We start from the raw sequence: 18750 nt of genomic DNA on the forward strand, positions 1-18750 counted from the left end.
ATGAAAAAGATACTAGGAACTTCATTATTGCTTTTTGGAATGGCTGCTTTTGGCCAGTCTAAAGAAGACTCCATCCAGTTCAGGAAGATCTCCACAGAAATCCTGAACAACGGAAAAGGATATACAGAGCTCAGAGAGCTTACAAAAAATATAGGCCACCGTTTAAGCGGTTCTGAAGCCTATGAAAAGTCCGTAAAATGGGCAGAACAGAAACTTCGTGATGCCGGAGCTGATAAAGTATGGCTTCAGGAAGTAATGGTTCCGGTATGGGTAAGGGGAAAAGAATCCCTGCACATCCAGGCTTCTAACGGAAAATGGAAAAGTCTGAAAATGCTTTCTCTTGGAAATTCTGAAGGAACCGGAGGAAAAGATATTTCGGGAGAAATCATTATGGTAAAATCTATGGAAGAATACGATAAACTTCCTGCTGAAAAAGTAAAAGATAAAATTGTGTTCTTCAACTACCCTTTCAGCCAGTCATTCATAGAGACTTTCAAAGGATACGGTGACGCTGCAAAATACAGAACGACAGCAGCTTCACTAACAGCAAAAAAAGGGGGAAAATTTGCCATCATCAGATCACTTTCTTCAGCCTTTGACGATGTTCCACACACCGGAGCAATGCGCTATGAAGATAAAGTTTCCAAAATACCAGCCGTAGCCATCGGAAGCACTACTGCAGATGAACTGGAAGCCTTATTGAAAGGCCAGAAAATAATGGCTAAACTTAATTCCAACTGTGGAATGAAAGGAGAAAAACTTTCCCACTCGGTAATCGGAGAAATCACAGGTAAAAAAGACCAAAGCGTTATTGTGGTAGGCGGACATCTTGATTCCTGGGATGTAGGTGAAGGAGCACATGATGACGGTGCCGGAATTGTTCAGAGCATTGAAGTATTACGAACTTTTAAAAAGTTAGGATTACAAAATAACCACACCATCAGAGTGGTATGTTTCGCCAATGAAGAAAACGGTGTAAAAGGCGGAATACAATATGGTAAAACGGTAAAAGAGAAGAATGAAAAACATCTTTTTGCCATCGAAACAGATGCCGGAGGCTTTGCACCAAGAGGTATTGCTCTGGATATGGATGATACCAAAAGAAACCAGATCAAAAGCTGGTCAAACCTATTCCTTCCTTACGGAGTTTACAATTTTGAAGAGCGCTTTTCAGGAACGGATCTCTATCCCCTTCACGACATGGGCATTCCTGCAGCTGAATTGATGCCGGATTCTCAACGCTACTTCGATATTCACCACACTGAAGAAGATACTTTTGAAAAAGTGAACCGAAGAGAGCTTTTATTGGGCGCCACAGCTTTGACACAGATTATTTATATGATTGATAAAAACTGGTAAAAACCTGAAACCGTCTGTAAAGGCGGTTTTTCTTTTTTTAATAGTACATAACTCTTAGATTCAATAGGAACGAAATTTAGTCTGTATACCTATATTTTTTATCAATAATTTTTACTTTTTCTATTTGTGAAATTAGTGTAAAGATATTAGTGTTATTAGTGGTTTTAAGATTAAACACAAATGCCACAAATGATTTCACAGATAATACAAATTTAATAGAAACGTACTTAGTCTGTTTTACTTTAAATAAACCTCCATCTTCATTTCTAAACTTTTCTGATCGTATTAGAAATATATAAAAAATTTTCACCGTAATATTTTCTACGTTTCAAATTACCAAGCAGGAAAAACGGAAAATTTTTCTTTGTTTAAGGAAATAACAGATAAAAATATGCTTCAGCACAGGTTCTATCAATCCCGTGAAACAAAGTGTTGATCGCGAATATATAACTTTGGCATGATATTAGCATGTAAAACATTGAGAAAAAATTAAAAAAACACTAAGGATGAGAAAAGAGGTTTTCTGTGGATTTTCAGTTTTTCCACTGATTCAATTTCATATCTAGTATATGAATCCTTTTTTTTCTACGATGCCGTACAAGATACGGGTTCGTGATTAATTAACCCCCGTTAGTTTTTCACAGCAATTTTGCACCCCGTATCTAACTGGTATCACAATAGCAAAGAATCTTTATTGATTCAAAAAACAAAAATTTCCCGGACTTTCAGCCCGGTATAACGATATAAATAAATGGCAAAGTCATCGTGAACCTTAGCCCAGTAAAGGAATTTATTCTTTTTACCGTGATGAGTACGCCTTTATTTTTTAATTAATTGTATAACCCTTAAAATGTTAGTAATGATGAGAGCCTTTTTTGAAATGATTTTTAAGAGAAATGAAGATGCTGCAAAATTGCATATATGGAGCCTATTGCTGGTATTAAGTTTTGCTGCATTTTCAGTGTTGGTATACGCCCTAAAGCCAAGCTTTAACAGCTTAATTATATACCTGACGGCATTTGCCGCCTATATCGGGTTTGGCCTAGTATTCATCAGTTCCTTAGCTGGAACAAGTATGAAGAAAAAATAACAAAACATATAACTTTCAATTTATTTTTACTGAAAAACTATCCTTTGGGATAGTTTTTTTTATGTCTGATCAGAATAAAATATCCCGATCCTTATTTTATTTATAGATAAGAAATATCTCACTATTCATTTCCTCTTTTCATAGGTGAAAAATCACACAAAAATTTCAGAGAAAATTAAATCCAAAGCAACTTAAATGGAGTTGTTTTCCATAAATCATAGATAAGTCAGCGTTTTTCCACCCCATGATAATCTTTGTATGATAAAACTTCCTCTCCCCTAAGAGGATATGGCATATTTCACATTCAGAAATAAATCAGATTTCTTTTACAGTCCGTAAGTAAAATTCAATCTCTGGTATTGCCATCAGAGCAGCTATATTTTCCAGGCATTTTTTTGAGATCCTTTTTAATTATAACATGAAAGGATTCTTTTATCATACTTCTTTAAAAATGAAATTTACATTTTCACAGATCTGTTTTGATGGGATTACTTATAATTTAAGGGAAGTTGAAATGTTCAATAGATGCATAAAAAAGCATTTCAATATTAAACAAGGGTTTAAAAACCTGAATTTTTAACAATATTAGCCCAAATGGCCGCTGAACAGCGAATGATGTATATTTGATGTATGTGTTTTTTTGGCCACAAACTAAAAAAACAAGGATATTTGCATATAAAAAAATAACTCTCCTATTGGAGAAAAATTAAAAACACATATTATGATTTCGAAAAAATTATTAGTAGGTTTACTATTGGTAAACCTGTCAGTCTATGCCCAAAAAGGGAATGTAGGTATTAATACATCCAATCCGGGAACAACGCTGGATATAAACGGAGCAATCACTACCCGTGAAAGTAGTTTGGCTGTGACTGGTAATGCAGCTACCATCCCAAGTAATGTGAGCCAGGTACAACTTACAGGAGCTGCTACAGCAACAGTGGCTATTTCTGCGCCTAATGCGCCTAATGCCGGCCAGCGTTTGATTGTCTATAACAATACAACAGGTGGGTTTGGGGCTACCTTAAACGGTACTACTATTCCTAATGGTAAAATACAGGAATTCGTTTTTACCAATTCATCGTGGAGATCTACTGCCAGCGACACTGGGGCTGCCTCAGCAAATATTTATACTGCAGACGGCAGCCTTACCAGAAACAGGACTGTAACACAGGGTTCAAATACTTTAACTTTTACGGGTAACAAAATCAATGCTTTTTCTGTGGATGGAAGCACTATTTCTGTGGATGCTGCTAATCACCGCTTTGGGGTAGGTACTGCCAATCCAGATACTAAACTGACTGTACAAACACCGGATAATAGCTTTGGAATCAGTCATAATAATGGATCTGTCAATCTGAAAACTTACATCGGAGGAGGATCTGCATTTATAGGGACCACTACTGCCAATACATTAAATCTGACCAGTAATAACGCTTCCAGAGTAAGTATTATTCCTAATGGAAATGTAGGGATTAATACTAATACTCCAGATCGTACCTTGGATGTAAATGGTAATGTGAGAATCCATAAAATAGATTATGTCAATAGTGCTGCTAATTACGGAATTGTAGTAGCAGATGGAGGTGGGGCTATTTCACAGATTAATCCCGATAACTTTATGGGCTCATTAAAGATTCCTGAAAGCATCTTTCATGCGGAGCAAAACTCGCCTCTTTCTGCTTCCCTGTCAGGAAATGGGGCTGATAATAAGGTTGTATTCAGTTCAGTTAATATTAATAAACCCAACGCAGGTACCTGGAATTCAGCAAATAATACATACACAGTGGCAAAAGCAGGAATATATCAGATTGTAGCAGGGGTAAAACTTGAAAATACAAATAGTAAAGCTTTATACACCTTATATATTAGCGCAGGCTCACCGACATGGGTTTTTCCAGGAACCCATCTACTTGGAGGAATGGTTTCATCTGGAGGAACCTATGTCAAATTACTCAATGCCGGAGATGTAATTTATTGCTCAACAAGAACAGGGGGTACATTCAATTATACACAAAGTGCTGCATTTATGCATATTATCTATACACCCCTATAGAAATTGTAATTAAATACATTATAATAACTTAATTGAAGTACAAAATTTTAATTTAATTAAGACACAATAAAATAGGCTGCCTGATAGGGAGCCTATTTTGTATCATCAATGGGTTATTTTACTTTTGCAAGCTCAACATCGAAAACTAACCAGAAATTTGGCGGGGATCACTCCTCCTGCTTCTCTTTCTCCGTAAGACATTGCTATCGGAATCAATAATTTACAATAAAAGTTGATGCTTATTGCTTAGCTTCTTTAAAATTTATCAAGAACTTTCTTTGGTAAGATTTTCACCAGTTCTTTTTTATATTCCTTTTCAAGAACGACAAATTTCCAAGTCTTTCTATCTTTTGAAACCGCACAGGCTTTCATAGTGGCGTTGATGAGATATGAACTTTCATTGGCTAAATATTTTACATTATTTGCGCCATACTTAGCGGTTAAAGCGCTGCTCATTTTCTTTTTCATATCATCATTTAATGAACTGACATTACATTTCAGTTTCAAAAAATAATGAGTAATAGAAAAATATTCCCCTGTAATGAGTTCAGGTTTTTCAATATTTCCGAACTTGAAATCCTGTACTTCAATTTTCATGAATGGATTATTGTAAGTCATATTCAAAATCTGTGTCATCTGCTCTTTTGAAATGATGGTAAAGAATTTTGGATATATACAGCTTACCGCCTGATCTATCTGTTTAGATTGAATACTGTTTACAAAATAAGTAAGTGACTTTTTTATCGCAGCATCGTCAGGATTTGCCTTGGTCTGCGAAAAAGTCATCATCGACAGCAGAACAAAAAGAAACAGAAGTGATTTGGTTTTCATTATCTAATAGTTGTTACAAATTTTAAGATTACTTCTCATGAGAAAAATTATTAAACTTTCCAGATATTAAAATAGGTCGCAACATATATGCAGATCGTTACAGAATATATTTAAACTAAAAAAGCCGTCCTTATCGGGACGGCTTCATATCTTAAAAAGGATTCAATTATTTTACTTTTACAAGCTCAACATCGAAAATTAACCAAGAGTTTGGCGGGATCACTCCTCCTGCCCCTCTTTCTCCGTAAGCCATCGCCGGCGGGATCAATAAAGTAGCAGTTTCACCTTCTTTCAATAACAGGATTCCTTCATCCCATCCTTTGATTACTCTTCCCATTCCGATTGGAATTTCGATAGGCTCGTTTCTCTTGAATGAAGAATCAAATTCAGTTCCGTCTACCAATTTACCTGCATAGTGTACAGATACATTGTCACCCGCTTTTGGAGCTTTACCGTCAGCAGTTTTGGTGATTTTATAGTAAAGACCTGATTCAGTTTTCTGCATACCAGCTTTTAGGTTTTCAACCAATTTCTCCTGGTTAGCTTTGAATTCTTCTTCTTTTTTCTTCTTTTCAGCTTCTTCTTTAGCGATAAAAGCTTTATTATTTTCTGCAATTTTAGCTTTTCCTTCGTTGAAAGTCTTAGCTGCATCGTAGTGCTTGTACTCGTCACCTTTGCTGAAAACAGAAACTTTTTCTAAAACGATATCTGTTTTAGGTTTATCCTGAGCTCCTTTTTCAACGTTAGCGATAGCATCAATCACATCATTTCCTTTTACCACTTTTCCGAAGATGGTGTGTCTTCCGTCTAACCAAGGTGTAGCCACCTCCGTGATGAAGAACTGAGAACCATTGGTATTCGGTCCTGAGTTTGCCATAGAAAGAATACCTTTTCCTGTATGTTTAAGGTCATTTCTTTCATCCTCGAATTTATATCCAGGATCACCAGCTCCAGTTCCTTTAGGGTCTCCCCCTTGGATCATGAAATCTTTGATCACTCTGTGGAAAATAGTTCCATCATAGTAAGGAACTCCCTTAGCCTTAGCTTTGTTGTCGATTTTCCCTTCTGCAAGACCGATAAAGTTGGCTACAGTTACTGGTGCTTTCTTGTCCTCAAACTTTACAATCAGGTTACCTTTTGTAGTTTGAAGATTGGCATAAAGTCCGTCATTAAGACCTTCGTAAGTTTCTTTGTCTACGTTCATTTTTTTATAAATTGGGGTACAACTCATCAGCGAAATACTTGTCGCTGCCAGAATTATATTCTTGTTAAACAATTTCATGTATTATAGAGCTTTTAATTTTATGATTAATGGAATATCGTTATCTATTTTCTTTTCGTCTCCGTAGGTTCCGTAAGCCAAAGAAGACGGTACCAAAAGCGTTACTTCCTCTCCATCACGTATAAAACGCAAAGCATTCTCCACCGCTCTCAGTTCATCAAAATGCCCGAATCTGGCATCTCTTCTTTCAAAAGGCTGATCGTATATTTTAGTCTGGTCAAAATCGTACAGATCATAAGAATAAGAAATTGTTGTTTCATCCTTTCTTCTTTCCCTTTGATCATAGCCCTCCACTGTCACCCAATAATTAAGCTGCGTAGGATAATACTTTACAGACTGACCACTGATCCAATCCTGAATCTGGCCCCGTTCTATAGTATTAAGATTTTTCATCCTGTTTCTAGAAACATCCAGATCTTTTTGGCTTAAAACACCCCCTACAGGAGGATGGGCCGTCTGTGCATTTCTATTGCAGCTCAACAGGCTTATGGCTGATATGAAGAGTATTTTTTTCATAAACTTTTGCGAAAATACACATTTCGCGAATCAATTACAAAACTTGGCAAAGAAATATGTGAATGTAACAATATATTATTTTCCATGCAACGATTCCTACATAACACTTGAATACATAGATACAAAAAAGCCGGGAAAAACCCGGCTTTAATATAGTTATTTATATCCTATTATACTGTTTCTAAAGCATGATCTACCGTAACTCTCCATCCGAAAGGATCTTCAGATAGGTTGTTTTGTAAATCTACCAGGTCTTTCTTAAGAAGAGCAGCATAGCTTTCTTCATCAGATAATCTTGGAAGCTCCAATTTTTCACCTTGGTACCCTAAAGCCTGGAATTGAGTGGTTACTACTGCAGTACCTACTCCCCATACTTCTTTAAGTTCTCCATTCTTTAAAGCTTCAATTACTGTTTTCACAGGAATTGGTTCTATTTTCACTTCGATTCCTCTTTTCTTAGCTAACTGAATGAAGCTGTCTCTTGTTACTCCGTCAAGGATTTTCTCAGACGTTGGAGGTGTATAGATTGTATCGTTAATTCTAACAAATACATTCATTGTACCACTCTCTTCGAAATATTCGTGAGTAGCATCATCTGTCCAGATAATTTGCTCGTAACCTTCTTCAATGGCCAGCTGTGTCGGATAGAAAGAAGCAGCGTAATTACCTGCAGCTTTTGCAGAACCTACCCCTCCGTTTGCAGCTCTTGAATAGTGATCAGAGATTTTTACAGATACCGGCTCAGAATAGTAGCTTTTCGCAGGTGTTGCAACGATTGCAAACATATATTTATTAGATACTCTTGCTTTCAAAGCTTCCTCTGTAGCAAAAATCAAAGGTCTGATATAAAGAGACATTCCTTCCCCCTGTGGAATCCACTCTCTGTCAATATCTACCAATGCCTTTAATCCGTCTAAAAACATTTCTTCAGTCACTTCAGGCATAGCAAGACGCTTAGCAGACTTATTGATACGTTCAAAATTCTTTTCAGGCCTGAAAAGGAAAACCTGTCCGTCTTTGTCTTTATAGGCTTTCATACCTTCAAAACAAGCTTGTCCATAGTTTACTCCCATCATGGCAGGTGTAAATGGAATCGGACCGTAAGGAACTAATTTTACATCTCCCCATTTTCCGTCTTCATACTCACAAATAATCATATGATCAATGAAAGTACCACCAAATGAAAAATTGTTAGGGTCAAATGTAGAAATTCTGGAGTTTTCAGTTTTTTGAATTATCATTTTTTAAAATTTTTACGATGTTCTACAAATTTAACATAATTTTCTAAATATAAAAATTTTAGAGTAAATTTGACAAAAAAATAGCTTGAAAAGAGAGATTAAGACCACAAACGACGGGAGTAAAACATTGTTTATCAATGATTTAAACGAAAACTACCATTCTCATCACGGAGCACTACAGGAAGCCGAACATGTGTTTATCAAAAATGGACTAAATTTGATAAATGATTACGAAATTAATATTTTAGAACTCGGTTTTGGAACAGGTTTGAATGTTTTGGTAACAATTAATGAATATTTAAAAACTGACAAAAATCATGTCATCAATTATTTTTCGCTTGAAAAATATCCCATAAATGAATCCGAAGTTAAGGATTTAGCTTACTTTGAACTTTTTGATAACCCAGAGTTTAAAAATATTTATCAGAAAATTCATCTGGCAGATTGGGAAAAGCCAGTAGAAATCATTAGCGGATTCAACTTAAAAAAGATAGAATGTGATTTTTTCGATCTAAAGCATATTGATCTGCCCAAAATTAATCTTGTTTACTTTGATTGTTTTGGGGCAAGAGTACAGCCTGATCTTTGGGAAAAGCCATTATTTGAACTGGTTTCTGACAAAATGTCCATTAACGGATTATTAACAACCTACTCTTCTAAAGGCAGTGTAAGAAGAATTCTCCAGGAACTCAATTTCCAGGTAGAAAAAAAGCAGGGACCTCCGGGAAAAAGAGAAATGATTAATGCAATTAAGATGTAGAAGGAAGCTTGAGGATGGAAGCTGGATGTTTACAGCCGACTGCTTAATTAATTTTATTTTTTAAATAATAATCAATATATAAGATAAGTTAATTCAACATTATTAAGGATAAATAGTGTTAAAAACTTCCAGCTTCACACTTCCAACTTCCGGCTTTTTCCAACAAAATTTCTTACATTAGCTATACAAATATTATACATTATATATATGATAGATAAGATCAACATTAGAGTGTATGCGTGTGCGGTAAAAGATAAACAAGTTCTGACTTTATTTGAGGAATATGCCGGCGAACCTTTAATGAAATTTCCGGGTGGCGGATTGGAATATGGCGAAGGTGTACTGGAATGTCTGCACCGTGAGTTTGACGAAGAACTTAATGTAAAAATCAATATTCTGGAACATTTCTATACTCAGGAGAACTTTCTGGTATCCCGTTTCAAAGAGAATGAGCAGCTTCTTACCATCTATTATATAGTAGATATCGTTAATGAAGAAGACTTTATTATTCTGGATCCCTGCATTGAAAAAACAGAATGGATTGACATTGACAGACCGGACAATCCTTTTCCTCTTCCGATAGATAAAATTGTATTCGATAAATTAAAAGAAAAATTCCTGTAAGTATTCTTACAGGAATTTATATTATTTCTTTACTTTAAAATCATTTGCTCCGGGATAAGGCTGCAGATACCCTGAATTCCAGTTGGACTGTAGTAATGATTCTATAAATTCATCACTTCTGTTGGTGTGGGGATCATAGCGCTCTTTCAGGTCAATATCAGCCATTTTTCCTTTTACATTCCACCAGAAAGCACTCCATCCGCCTCTCAATTCTTTGATAATCTCAAATACATTTTTTCCGGTAGCTCTGTTCATCAGTTTGGCAAAAACCTGTCCTTCGGTTGTAGTAAGATCTCTCAGTTGTTTTTCATATTGGTCAGCAAGCATATTCTGTCTTTCTCTTACAAACTTTCTTTTGGCTTTACTATCCATGTCATTCATATCTTTCTGAATATCTCTGTACTGTTGCAGCGCGGTGACAAACAAAGGATATACCCTGTACAGCTTTTTATTCAGGAAGTAATAGTAATTCTTATCCAGCTGATTATTGAATCGTGGTTTATTCACCAAAACCAACTCGTCTAAGACTACAACAGGCTCACCATTGATTTCATACACCTTAATCTTCTGCTGTTCGTCATAATAATACTTATTACCAAATTCATCCACTTTCAGGGATTCAGGCGGATACTGATTGAGTGGTTTTGCCACTATACCATCCTTCTGGCCGAAAACACTGACTCCAAAAAAGAAAACAAAAAGGCAGATAATCTTACTAAAATTCATTATTTTTACACTTATAAGAACAAAAATTAAACGCAAAAATCATTCCTTTTTATGAAATTTGAAAAGAAATCTTTGAAATTTTTAGAGAAATATTTAAACACATCATCTCCAACAGGTTACGAACACAAAGGACAGGAAGTCTGGATGGACTATATCCGACCTTATGTGGACAAAATAGAAGTAGACCATTATGGAACCTGCTATGGGATCATCAATCCGGAAGCTGAATTTAAGGTAGTGATTGAAGCGCATGCTGATGAAATCTCATGGTATGTAAATTATATTACAGATGACGGCTTAATTTATGTCATCAGAAACGGAGGCTCCGACCAGACTATTGCGCCTTCAAAAGTTGTGCATATCCATGGAGAAAACGGAATTGTAAAAGGAGTATTCGGATGGCCTGCCATTCATACAAGAACCAACCAAAACGAGCCTACTCCAAAAATCGAAAATATCTTTATCGACTGTGGCGCTACTTCTAAAAAAGAGGTGGAGGAAATGGGAATTTTTGTAGGATGTATGATCACTTATCCTGATGAATTCTTTGAAATGAACGACAGATATTTTGTATGCAGAGCTCTGGACAATAGAATTGGCGGTTTCATGATTGCTGAAGTTGCCAGACTTTTAAAAGAAAATAAGAAATCTATTCCTTTTGGGCTTTATATTACCAATTCTGTTCAGGAAGAAGTAGGTTTATACGGAGCAGACATGATTGCTGATACCATCAAACCGAATATCGCTATTGTAACAGATGTTACCCACGACACAACAACTCCGATGATTGAAAAGAAAAAAGAAGGAGATCAGAAATGTGGTGCCGGGCCAGTAGTATTCTTTGCTCCAAGCGTTCACCATACCATCAGAGAACTGATTATTGATACTGCGAAAACAAAGAAAATTCCTTTCCAAAGAGCCGCAGCAAGCAGAGCTACAGGAACAGACACAGATGCTTTTGCCCATTCTAACGGCGGAGTACCAAGTGCTTTAATTTCCTTACCTTTGCGTTATATGCATACTACGGTAGAAATGGTATCTAAAGAAGATGTAGGTAATGTAATTAAGCTAATCTATGAAACAGTCCTTAAGATTAAACCGGAAATGAAACTGAAATATCATTAAAAATGAACTTTATTTCTGGTTTAATTAAAAAGCCGACTTTTATCTCTATTGTATTTATTATATTGACAGGGCTTGGAATTCCAATAATTGTTTATCAATTATTTACGCTTCATCCAAGTGGAAGTTTAGGAATTACAATAGAAATAATTTTCTTTTTGGTTCTATCTGGGCTCCTTGTGGTCGACAGGTTTTTACTCAGAAATATCAACAATAAAAAGTTATCTGTCATAGAAGTGATTGTAATAACAGGATATCTTACCTATTATTATTTTACCCATGACTGTTCATTTTCAATAGGATAATAAAAGTAAAAGTATAAAAAGTAAAAATGAAAACGAAGCTTATTGCTCCATCCCTTTTATCTGCAGACTTTGGGAATCTGCAAAGAGATATTGAAATGCTGAACAATTCTCAGGCCGACTGGTTCCACATTGATGTAATGGACGGCAGATTTGTACCTAACATTTCATTTGGTTTTCCGGTAATGAAAACCGTTCAGCAGCATGCTAAAAAATTTGTAGATGTCCACCTGATGATTGTAGAGCCTGAGAAATATGTTGATGAATTCATCAACCATGGTGCAGATCTTATTTCTGTACATTATGAGGCATGTACCCACCTTCACAGAACCATCCATCACATTCAGAGTAAAGGAGCAAAAGCAGGTGTGGTTTTAAACCCTTCTACTCCGGTATTAATGCTTGAAGACATTATTGCTGATGTGGATCTTGTATTATTAATGAGTGTGAATCCAGGATTTGGAGGTCAGAAATTCATTGAAAACACATACAAAAAGATTGCTGAAACCAAAGATCTGATCTTAAGCAACAATTCCACTGCACTTATCGAGATAGATGGAGGAGTAAATCTTGACAACGCATCCAAATTATTTGAAGCGGGGGCAGATGTTCTGGTTGCAGGAAATGCTGTTTTCTCAACTGAGAGCCCTGAAAGAACAATTGAACTTTTAAAGATCTGATAGATTATTCTTATCATACACAAAAGGCAGCCATTGGCTGCCTTTTCTCTTGTTTGGGAATTTAAGTCGTCTTGGTTATAATCTTTTTTTCAAAGTATTGAAAATGTTTAAAACTGTCATACTAACAACACAAAGATCCGAATAAAACCAAACCTGCACATCCGTAGAAATACCGAATCTGATGGGTAAGTATTTTCACTTAATTCCATTATATTTTTCACACATCTCTGTTCCAGATGCAGGCACAGATCACAAAAATGATAGAAATAACAGAAAAGACTGTTCTTATATTATTCAGAAAATTCCATCTGTTTTCAAAGTTTTCCCGCATCTGCCTGATTGCTTCTGCTGTGGAATTGGAGATATCAAACTTATCTAAAGCATCATTCATGGGAACATTTCCCGCCACCGTTACTCCAAAAACTCCAATCAAATAAGCTAATGTGGCCAGCAGAAGAAAAATAAAAACAGGCTGCTGTCCACGGAATAAAAAAGTAGACATGGGAAGGAGAATTACAGTCCCCATAAAACTCATAAAGAAAACAGGATTCAGGATTTCCCGGTTGATACTCTGCATTGCCTTCAGGTATTCTGTATCAGAAAGTTTTCCCAGCCCGAGCACAACGGAGCATGAATAAGCATAGAAAAGTCCTCCTATCAAAGCAGTGAGGACAGCGGTAATGATCAATACTAGTGTTGTCATTTTCATATAATTTGATTTTGGTTACCAGAATAGAATTAATAAGGATTCCATTTTTTAATGATGTTCTGGGCGGTAAGAATCATTTCGGCATCCCAGTTTTCTGTTTTAAAATAATGAAAATCCTGATCTTTAATGGCTTTCACTTCTACATTATCAAACAGAAGCTTGGTCAGTCTGGATTGCTCCTCATATAAAACCAGGTTTTCTAAAGGTTTCTCCGAAAGTTTCATTTCCCTTTTACTCCAGCCGTTTTTTCCTTTCACTTTCCAGTCTGAAGTTTCAATAATCTTGCTTACGGTATTAAAATCATTCAGGAAATTATCTTTTTCTTCTTCTGTTTTTACCGTATCTCCAAGCCTTTCAATAATAATATATTCCAGATTTTGACATTGTGTAAGTACAGATGGCAAAACAGAAAGAATATCCTGAGGAATAACATCATCATGTGTATCTCTCCTCACCTGTTTGTCCCCATACACACTATCCTGCCAGCTCCCACCCGAAAGATGGATTTCTTTTACTTTATCCAAAGGATACAAATTAATGATTTCCTGAATCGGTACTCCAAAGTTACAGGACTGGCAGTAAATATTATGGAGATCGAGAATCAGAAAACCCTTTGTGCCTTCCGTAAGTTTATCAAGGAAAACACCCTGTTCTTTCACATCATCGATGGAAAATGAAAACGCCAGATTTTCTATACCTACAGGAATATTCACCGCTTCCTGAAGCCTGTATAATCTGTCCTGTCCTATTTCTAAAGTTTTGGGATGTAAAGATACCGGCAACGGCACTCCCTGATGAAAATTTTCAGTATTCATGAAACCAAAATGTTCCGTAATATGATTGTATTTCCGCAGACTGACTTCTTCTGTTAATTTTTTTAGCCATTCTTCCTGCCTTTCTGTCCATCTCGCATCAAACAAAGAATAGTACACTCCATGGCCTATCAAACGGTCATTTTCTGCGTAAAAATTCAGTAAATCGTGAAGCCAATCCGGTTCATGGGCATGATAAAGGGTGTCAAAAGACCACTCCATCACTTCTATGGAATTATTTTGCAACAACGGCAAAATAGCAGAAACAAAATCTGCTTCCGCCATCATTGACACTCCTAACATTGGCTTTCTCATCTCCTATCCCATTCCGCAGGCCGGACAGCCATGTCCACGAAGCACAAGCGTATCTTTTTTTACATCTGGCTTAGGAGCTCCCGGTTTTTTCTTTTCAACCGTATCCTGAGAAGTTGCTTTCTTTACTTTTCTAACAGGCTTTTTCGTTTTAGTTTCAGGTTTAGTAGTCTGTGCAGATACACCTACTGCTAATAAACTTGCCATTAATATTGCCGGAATTTTCATAATTGCTTTTTTCAGATAAATTTTACAAGAAACGTTCCATTTCCATTTTATTGTGAAAACAAAACTTCAATTGCTCAGTTTTTAAAAATACAATAAAAAAACAAACGCTTTAACAGGAATGATTAAATAGCAAGAAACTATTGCTGTAATGTTTTCTTTATCTATATTTAATGTTCAAATAAATCTATATATGAAAAGCAGTCTGATTAAAGCTGTTTTCCTTGGATTGGTATTTTCTGCATATCATACCGATGCCCAGGTTCAAACAGTTGACAACAGCAAAAAAATGGAGTGGTTTAAAAATGCCAAACTGGGTATTTTTATTCATTGGGGAATTTACTCCGTTAATGGAATCTCCGAATCCTGGTCATTCTTCAATAATTATATTAATCACGAAAATTATATGAAACAGCTGAATGGTTTTTCAGCTTCAAAATACCAGCCGGAACAATGGGTCAACCTGATTAAAGAATCCGGAGCAAAATATGCTGTCATTACCACAAAACATCATGACGGTGTTTCCTTGTGGAATTCAAAGGCAGAAAAGGCAATAAGTATTCCTCAAAATTCCCTGGCAAAAAAAGATATTCTAAGTCCTTTTATTTCCGCAATTAAAAAATCCGGATTAAAAACAGGTCTTTATTTCTCTTTACCGGATTGGAGCCATCCTTATTATGATATCAATACCCGGACAAAACTACGGTATGAAGTAAAAAATAATCCGACACTGTGGCAGAATTTCATCCGCTATTATCAGGATCAGCTTAACGAGTTGTCTACGCAATATTCACCGGATCTTATTTGGTTTGATGGAAACTGGGAACACACTTCTGAAGAATGGAAAACGATTCAAACCATAGATTTGCTCAGGAAACACAATACTGATATTATTATCAATTCCAGACTTAACAATCATGGAGATTATGATACTCCCGAACAGGGCATTCCTGTCATTCCCCCACAAAATCCTTACTGGGAGCTTTGTTACACCATGAATGATTCCTGGGGATATCAACCTTATGACAAAAATTATAAGACTCCCAATATGATTGTCAGAACCCTTGCAGACGTCATAAGCATGGGAGGAAACCTTCTGCTTGATATCGGTCCAAAATCAGACGGCACCATTCCTGAAGAACAAGTTGAAATTCTAAAAAACCTTGGACGCTGGACTTCAAAAAACCAGCAGGCCATCTATGAAACAACCCGCGGAATTCCTTTTGATAATTACAAAGGAAAATCATCTTTATCAACTTCTAAAAAGTCGTTATTCCTTTATCTTGAAGAAGCCAAAAATTTTACAAAAATCTATGGATTGGCAACCCAACCTCTTTCCGTAAAAATCATCGGAGATCCATCAGCTTCCGTTAAAGTGGATTATAACCCAGAAAAAACATTGACCTTGAATTTTTCTAAGGTGAAATTTGACAAAGATGTCACTGTGGCAGAACTTATTTTTGATGCTCCTCCCGTATTTATAAAAGATTTTAAGAAAGAAGAACACTCTCTAGTTGAAATACTGAATAAAAAGAATGCCCAGGAAGCGGCCTACGACATAGCTAATACGTTGAATTATGATAGTAATTTACTGACCCATGAAGGCTTGACCAATGACGGTCTTGACATGCAAATAAAAAAAACGCCTAACACAAATCCAGAAACCCTGGAATGGATAAGCAAACATGCAGAAGCATTATTTGAGACAGGAAAAGGTCTTCCGGCGGGTCATTATCCGGGAATGAGTGCTTTATCAAAAGACAAACAGACTCTTTATCTCTTTGTGGAAGGAACGCCTACCGGTCCTATCGCTCTGAAAGGAATAAAAAATGACATTTCCCGAATAAGAATCGTAGGCGATGGCAGTATGCTCAGCCATACTATTTACAATAAACTTTACTGGAGTGACCGGCCAGGAATTATTTATATTGATATTCCTAAAGAAAGATTAGATAAACAGATGACTGTTATTGCCGTTCTGCTTGATAAACCTCTAGAACTGTACAGAGAAAATGTAGGAGCCATTGAAAACAACCTTTAATAAGGTTTGAAATAAGAATTCATATAAAAACAAAATCCGGAGAAAATTCTCCGGATTTTTTATTTTGTAAGATGATTTTCTTAGAAAATCTCTCTTCCTGAAAAATGGAACTGAGCTTCGATTATTGCATTCTCGTTAGAATCTGAACCGTGAACAGCATTTTCTCCGATGCTTCTTGCAAACATTTTTCTGATAGTACCTTCCGCAGCTTCTGCAGGGTTAGTAGCACCGATTAATGTTCTAAAGTCTTCAACTGCATTATCTTTTTCTAAAACTGCTGCAACGATAGGACCAGAGCTCATGAATTCTACTAATTCTCCATAAAATGGTCTTTCAGCATGTACTTCATAGAATTTTTTTGCATCAGCAACTGTAAGCTGAGTTAATTTTAAAGCTTTGATTTTAAAACCTCCTTCAGCAATCTTACCCAATATAGCACCGATATGTCCGTCAGCAACTGCATCAGGCTTAATCATAGTGAATGTAATGTTAGACATAAATGTATATTTTTTTAATGGCGCAAAATTACAAAAAATATCTTTGATTTTTATTTTAATTTTTTTTTAACATAAAAATAACTTTTATTAAGAAATCTTAAAGCAATCTTTGGCACAGTAATTGTTTGTTCTATTGCGATTCTCATGTTTAATTTGAGTTTTCATGGTTATTAGTTTTTACCCAGCTTCGGCTGGGTTTTTTATTTTCAAAAAACAGGGCTGTTTTTTATTAATTATGTAATTTATAACGTAATATAGATCTATATTTAAGGTTATTTCCGATTTTATTTCAATTAATACAATTGAACGGTTTTCTAAAATATTACTTTTCTTTCCACCCAAAATATGACAAAAGTGGAGTTATCTGCCAAAAAAGCAATATTGAAAAGTAGAGTTATCTAAAAACAGATTTTTTTTCATTAAAAACTAAAAAAAAATAATCAAAAAAAATATATAGTTTAAGAAAGTATTAAATCCAATCTTTAAAGAAGCGAATTGTCAGAATATTATTCTCACATAATAAAAAACAGGAATGTACAGATTGTCCGAATCAATCTGTAATTATTAAAAAGTAAATATCTGTTGCTATTTATTTTTGAGAAGCTTCTTCTGCTTCATCCATCAATTTAATGTAAGTGGCATAGCGTGAATGTTGAATTTCTCCTGTTTCAAGGGCATCCATAACAGCACATTTAGGCTCATTCACGTGAAGGCAGTTATGAAACTTGCACTCTTCTCTTTTTTTGAAAATCTCAGGAAAGTAATGCTGCACCTCTTCTTTTTCAATATCAATCATGGCAAATTCACGAACACCAGGCGTATCAATAACATTTCCGCCAAAATCCCAGAAATGCATCTGTGCAAAAGTTGTTGTATGTTTTCCTTTCAGGTGAGTATCGGAAATTTCAGATGTTTTTAAATTCAGTCCTGGCTGTAAAGCATTCACCAAAGTAGATTTCCCACAACCTGAGTGGCCGAAAAATACTGAAGTTTTATCTTTAAGAACCTCCTGAAGCTGATCCAGATTTAATTTTGAATAGGAAGAAATTTCCAGGGTTTCGTATCTTATTTCCTGATATAAGAATTCAACGTCTTTTACAATTTCAATTTCCTCCTCGTGGAGAACATCCATTTTATTAAAAAGAATAACCGGTGTAATATTATAGGCTTCACAGCATGCCAGAAACCTGTCAAGAAATCCTAAAGATGTTTCAGGATGTTTCAATGTAAATATAAAGCAAGCCAAATCAATATTGGAAGCAATAATATGGGCTTCTTTTGAAAGGTTTACTGATTTCCTGATCAGGTAGTTGGTTCTTGGTTCAATTTTCGTGATCCATGCGATATCATCCTGTTCCAGCTGAAACTCAACAAAATCTCCTACAGCAAGTGGATTGGTAAGTCTTGTTTTTATTAATTTGAATTTTCCCCTGATTCTGGCCTCGAAAATTTTATTTGTTTCCAATTCCAAAACCTGGTACCAACTGCCTGTAGATTTAATGATTTTTCCTTTCATAGATAATGCTGGTGCAAATATACGCAATTAGGGCTTAGCATTCAGGAAA

General features: G+C 35.7%; 18 protein-coding genes. 8 read left to right on the forward strand and 10 right to left on the reverse strand.

The window, feature by feature from the left end; genetic code table 11:
- From JOE44_RS06195 to JOE44_RS06205, 3 genes are all read left to right on the forward strand, one after another.
- Complete coding sequence (locus tag JOE44_RS06195) at positions 1–1359, forward strand: M20/M25/M40 family metallo-hydrolase (RefSeq protein ID WP_209784803.1); 1359 nt, start codon at positions 1–3, stop codon at positions 1357–1359.
- An 859-nt stretch (positions 1360–2218) separates the two neighbouring features.
- Positions 2219–2449 carry a hypothetical protein gene (locus JOE44_RS06200; RefSeq protein WP_209784804.1) on the forward strand — a complete coding sequence of 77 codons (231 nt, stop codon included), beginning with the start codon at positions 2219–2221 and terminating at the stop codon, positions 2447–2449.
- 721 nt (positions 2450–3170) lie between these two features.
- A complete protein-coding gene (locus JOE44_RS06205) occupies positions 3171–4505 on the forward strand; it encodes a hypothetical protein (RefSeq protein WP_209784805.1) in 1335 nt (444 codons plus the stop codon).
- A gap of 255 nt (positions 4506–4760) precedes the next feature.
- On the opposite strand, the gene JOE44_RS06210 is transcribed toward JOE44_RS06205, so the two are convergent.
- From JOE44_RS06210 to JOE44_RS06225, 4 genes are all read right to left on the reverse strand, one after another.
- Positions 4761–5336 (reverse strand): hypothetical protein, encoded by a 576-nt coding sequence (locus JOE44_RS06210; protein ID WP_209784806.1) that lies wholly within the window; start codon positions 5334–5336, stop codon positions 4761–4763.
- A 166-nt stretch (positions 5337–5502) separates the two neighbouring features.
- Complete coding sequence (locus tag JOE44_RS06215) at positions 5503–6540, reverse strand: peptidylprolyl isomerase (RefSeq protein ID WP_245169878.1); 1038 nt, start codon at positions 6538–6540, stop codon at positions 5503–5505.
- An 81-nt stretch (positions 6541–6621) separates the two neighbouring features.
- Positions 6622–7134 (reverse strand): FKBP-type peptidyl-prolyl cis-trans isomerase, encoded by a 513-nt coding sequence (locus JOE44_RS06220; RefSeq protein ID WP_209784807.1) that lies wholly within the window; start codon positions 7132–7134, stop codon positions 6622–6624.
- 170 nt (positions 7135–7304) lie between these two features.
- On the reverse strand, positions 7305–8375 hold the full coding sequence (locus JOE44_RS06225; RefSeq protein ID WP_105682659.1) for a branched-chain amino acid aminotransferase: 1071 nt from the start codon (positions 8373–8375) through the stop codon (positions 7305–7307).
- An 85-nt stretch (positions 8376–8460) separates the two neighbouring features.
- Between JOE44_RS06225 and mnmD the strand changes: the two genes are divergently transcribed.
- Positions 8461–9135, forward strand: coding sequence for a tRNA (5-methylaminomethyl-2-thiouridine)(34)-methyltransferase MnmD (gene mnmD / locus JOE44_RS06230; RefSeq protein WP_105682660.1), 675 nt, complete (start codon positions 8461–8463; stop codon positions 9133–9135).
- A 207-nt stretch (positions 9136–9342) separates the two neighbouring features.
- Entirely contained in the window at positions 9343–9759 is a 417-nt protein-coding gene (locus JOE44_RS06235; RefSeq protein ID WP_142015296.1) for an NUDIX hydrolase, read from the forward strand.
- A 21-nt stretch (positions 9760–9780) separates the two neighbouring features.
- Here the strand turns inward: JOE44_RS06235 and JOE44_RS06240 are convergent, their stop codons facing one another.
- Positions 9781–10485: a DUF4294 domain-containing protein gene (locus tag JOE44_RS06240; RefSeq protein WP_209784808.1), complete on the reverse strand. Its 705-nt coding sequence runs from the start codon at positions 10483–10485 to the stop codon at positions 9781–9783.
- Between the two features lie 51 nt (positions 10486–10536).
- Between JOE44_RS06240 and JOE44_RS06245 the strand changes: the two genes are divergently transcribed.
- Positions 10537–11610 carry a M42 family peptidase gene (locus JOE44_RS06245; protein WP_062670358.1) on the forward strand — a complete coding sequence of 358 codons (1074 nt, stop codon included), beginning with the start codon at positions 10537–10539 and terminating at the stop codon, positions 11608–11610.
- A 328-nt stretch (positions 11611–11938) separates the two neighbouring features.
- Entirely contained in the window at positions 11939–12589 is a 651-nt protein-coding gene (rpe, locus tag JOE44_RS06250) for a ribulose-phosphate 3-epimerase (RefSeq protein ID WP_105682664.1), read from the forward strand.
- Between the two features lie 217 nt (positions 12590–12806).
- Here rpe and JOE44_RS06255 read toward each other — a convergent pair whose 3' ends face one another.
- Genes JOE44_RS06255 through JOE44_RS06265 form a run of 3 tightly spaced genes read right to left on the reverse strand, consistent with a single transcriptional unit; the run spans position 12807 to position 14650 of the window.
- Positions 12807–13292: an anthrone oxygenase family protein gene (locus JOE44_RS06255; protein ID WP_245169721.1), complete on the reverse strand. Its 486-nt coding sequence runs from the start codon at positions 13290–13292 to the stop codon at positions 12807–12809.
- A gap of 35 nt (positions 13293–13327) precedes the next feature.
- Complete coding sequence (locus JOE44_RS06260; protein WP_209784810.1) at positions 13328–14413, reverse strand: DUF692 family multinuclear iron-containing protein; 1086 nt, start codon at positions 14411–14413, stop codon at positions 13328–13330.
- Positions 14414–14428: 15 nt separating this feature from the next.
- Positions 14429–14650, reverse strand: coding sequence for a hypothetical protein (locus tag JOE44_RS06265; RefSeq protein WP_209784811.1), 222 nt, complete (start codon positions 14648–14650; stop codon positions 14429–14431).
- A 190-nt stretch (positions 14651–14840) separates the two neighbouring features.
- Here JOE44_RS06265 and JOE44_RS06270 point away from each other — a divergent pair, with 190 nt between their 5' ends.
- Entirely contained in the window at positions 14841–16688 is a 1848-nt protein-coding gene (locus tag JOE44_RS06270; protein WP_245169722.1) for an alpha-L-fucosidase, read from the forward strand.
- 80 nt (positions 16689–16768) lie between these two features.
- Here JOE44_RS06270 and JOE44_RS06275 read toward each other — a convergent pair whose 3' ends face one another.
- Both JOE44_RS06275 and rsgA read right to left on the reverse strand, forming a co-directional pair.
- Entirely contained in the window at positions 16769–17185 is a 417-nt protein-coding gene (locus JOE44_RS06275) for a nucleoside-diphosphate kinase (RefSeq protein ID WP_209784813.1), read from the reverse strand.
- A gap of 589 nt (positions 17186–17774) precedes the next feature.
- Complete coding sequence (gene rsgA / locus JOE44_RS06280) at positions 17775–18701, reverse strand: ribosome small subunit-dependent GTPase A (RefSeq protein WP_209784814.1); 927 nt, start codon at positions 18699–18701, stop codon at positions 17775–17777.
- Between the last annotated feature and the right edge of the window lie 49 nt (positions 18702–18750).

The organism is Chryseobacterium sp. PvR013 (assembly GCF_017833095.1).
In the GTDB taxonomy this organism is placed as follows: Bacteria; Bacteroidota; Bacteroidia; order Flavobacteriales; family Weeksellaceae; genus Chryseobacterium; species Chryseobacterium culicis_A.

What these genes read in the sequence shown, in the direction of transcription:
- JOE44_RS06260 (WP_209784810.1), bottom strand. Translation starts at nt 14,413, where the DNA reads ATGTTAGGAGTGTCAATGATGGCGGAAGCAGATTTTGTTTCTGCTATT.
- JOE44_RS06195 (WP_209784803.1), top strand. Translation starts at nt 1, where the DNA reads ATGAAAAAGATACTAGGAACTTCATTATTGCTTTTTGGAATGGCTGCT.
- JOE44_RS06245 (WP_062670358.1), top strand. Translation starts at nt 10,537, where the DNA reads ATGAAATTTGAAAAGAAATCTTTGAAATTTTTAGAGAAATATTTAAAC.
- JOE44_RS06235 (WP_142015296.1), top strand. Translation starts at nt 9,343, where the DNA reads ATGATAGATAAGATCAACATTAGAGTGTATGCGTGTGCGGTAAAAGAT.
- JOE44_RS06240 (WP_209784808.1), bottom strand. Translation starts at nt 10,485, where the DNA reads ATGAATTTTAGTAAGATTATCTGCCTTTTTGTTTTCTTTTTTGGAGTC.
- JOE44_RS06210 (WP_209784806.1), bottom strand. Translation starts at nt 5,336, where the DNA reads ATGAAAACCAAATCACTTCTGTTTCTTTTTGTTCTGCTGTCGATGATG.
- JOE44_RS06270 (WP_245169722.1), top strand. Translation starts at nt 14,841, where the DNA reads ATGAAAAGCAGTCTGATTAAAGCTGTTTTCCTTGGATTGGTATTTTCT.
- JOE44_RS06225 (WP_105682659.1), bottom strand. Translation starts at nt 8,375, where the DNA reads ATGATAATTCAAAAAACTGAAAACTCCAGAATTTCTACATTTGACCCT.
- JOE44_RS06215 (WP_245169878.1), bottom strand. Translation starts at nt 6,540, where the DNA reads ATGAACGTAGACAAAGAAACTTACGAAGGTCTTAATGACGGACTTTAT.
- JOE44_RS06205 (WP_209784805.1), top strand. Translation starts at nt 3,171, where the DNA reads ATGATTTCGAAAAAATTATTAGTAGGTTTACTATTGGTAAACCTGTCA.
- JOE44_RS06265 (WP_209784811.1), bottom strand. Translation starts at nt 14,650, where the DNA reads ATGAAAATTCCGGCAATATTAATGGCAAGTTTATTAGCAGTAGGTGTA.
- JOE44_RS06255 (WP_245169721.1), bottom strand. Translation starts at nt 13,292, where the DNA reads ATGACAACACTAGTATTGATCATTACCGCTGTCCTCACTGCTTTGATA.
- rpe (WP_105682664.1), top strand. Translation starts at nt 11,939, where the DNA reads ATGAAAACGAAGCTTATTGCTCCATCCCTTTTATCTGCAGACTTTGGG.
- JOE44_RS06220 (WP_209784807.1), bottom strand. Translation starts at nt 7,134, where the DNA reads ATGAAAAAAATACTCTTCATATCAGCCATAAGCCTGTTGAGCTGCAAT.
- JOE44_RS06275 (WP_209784813.1), bottom strand. Translation starts at nt 17,185, where the DNA reads ATGTCTAACATTACATTCACTATGATTAAGCCTGATGCAGTTGCTGAC.
- JOE44_RS06200 (WP_209784804.1), top strand. Translation starts at nt 2,219, where the DNA reads ATGATGAGAGCCTTTTTTGAAATGATTTTTAAGAGAAATGAAGATGCT.
- rsgA (WP_209784814.1), bottom strand. Translation starts at nt 18,701, where the DNA reads ATGAAAGGAAAAATCATTAAATCTACAGGCAGTTGGTACCAGGTTTTG.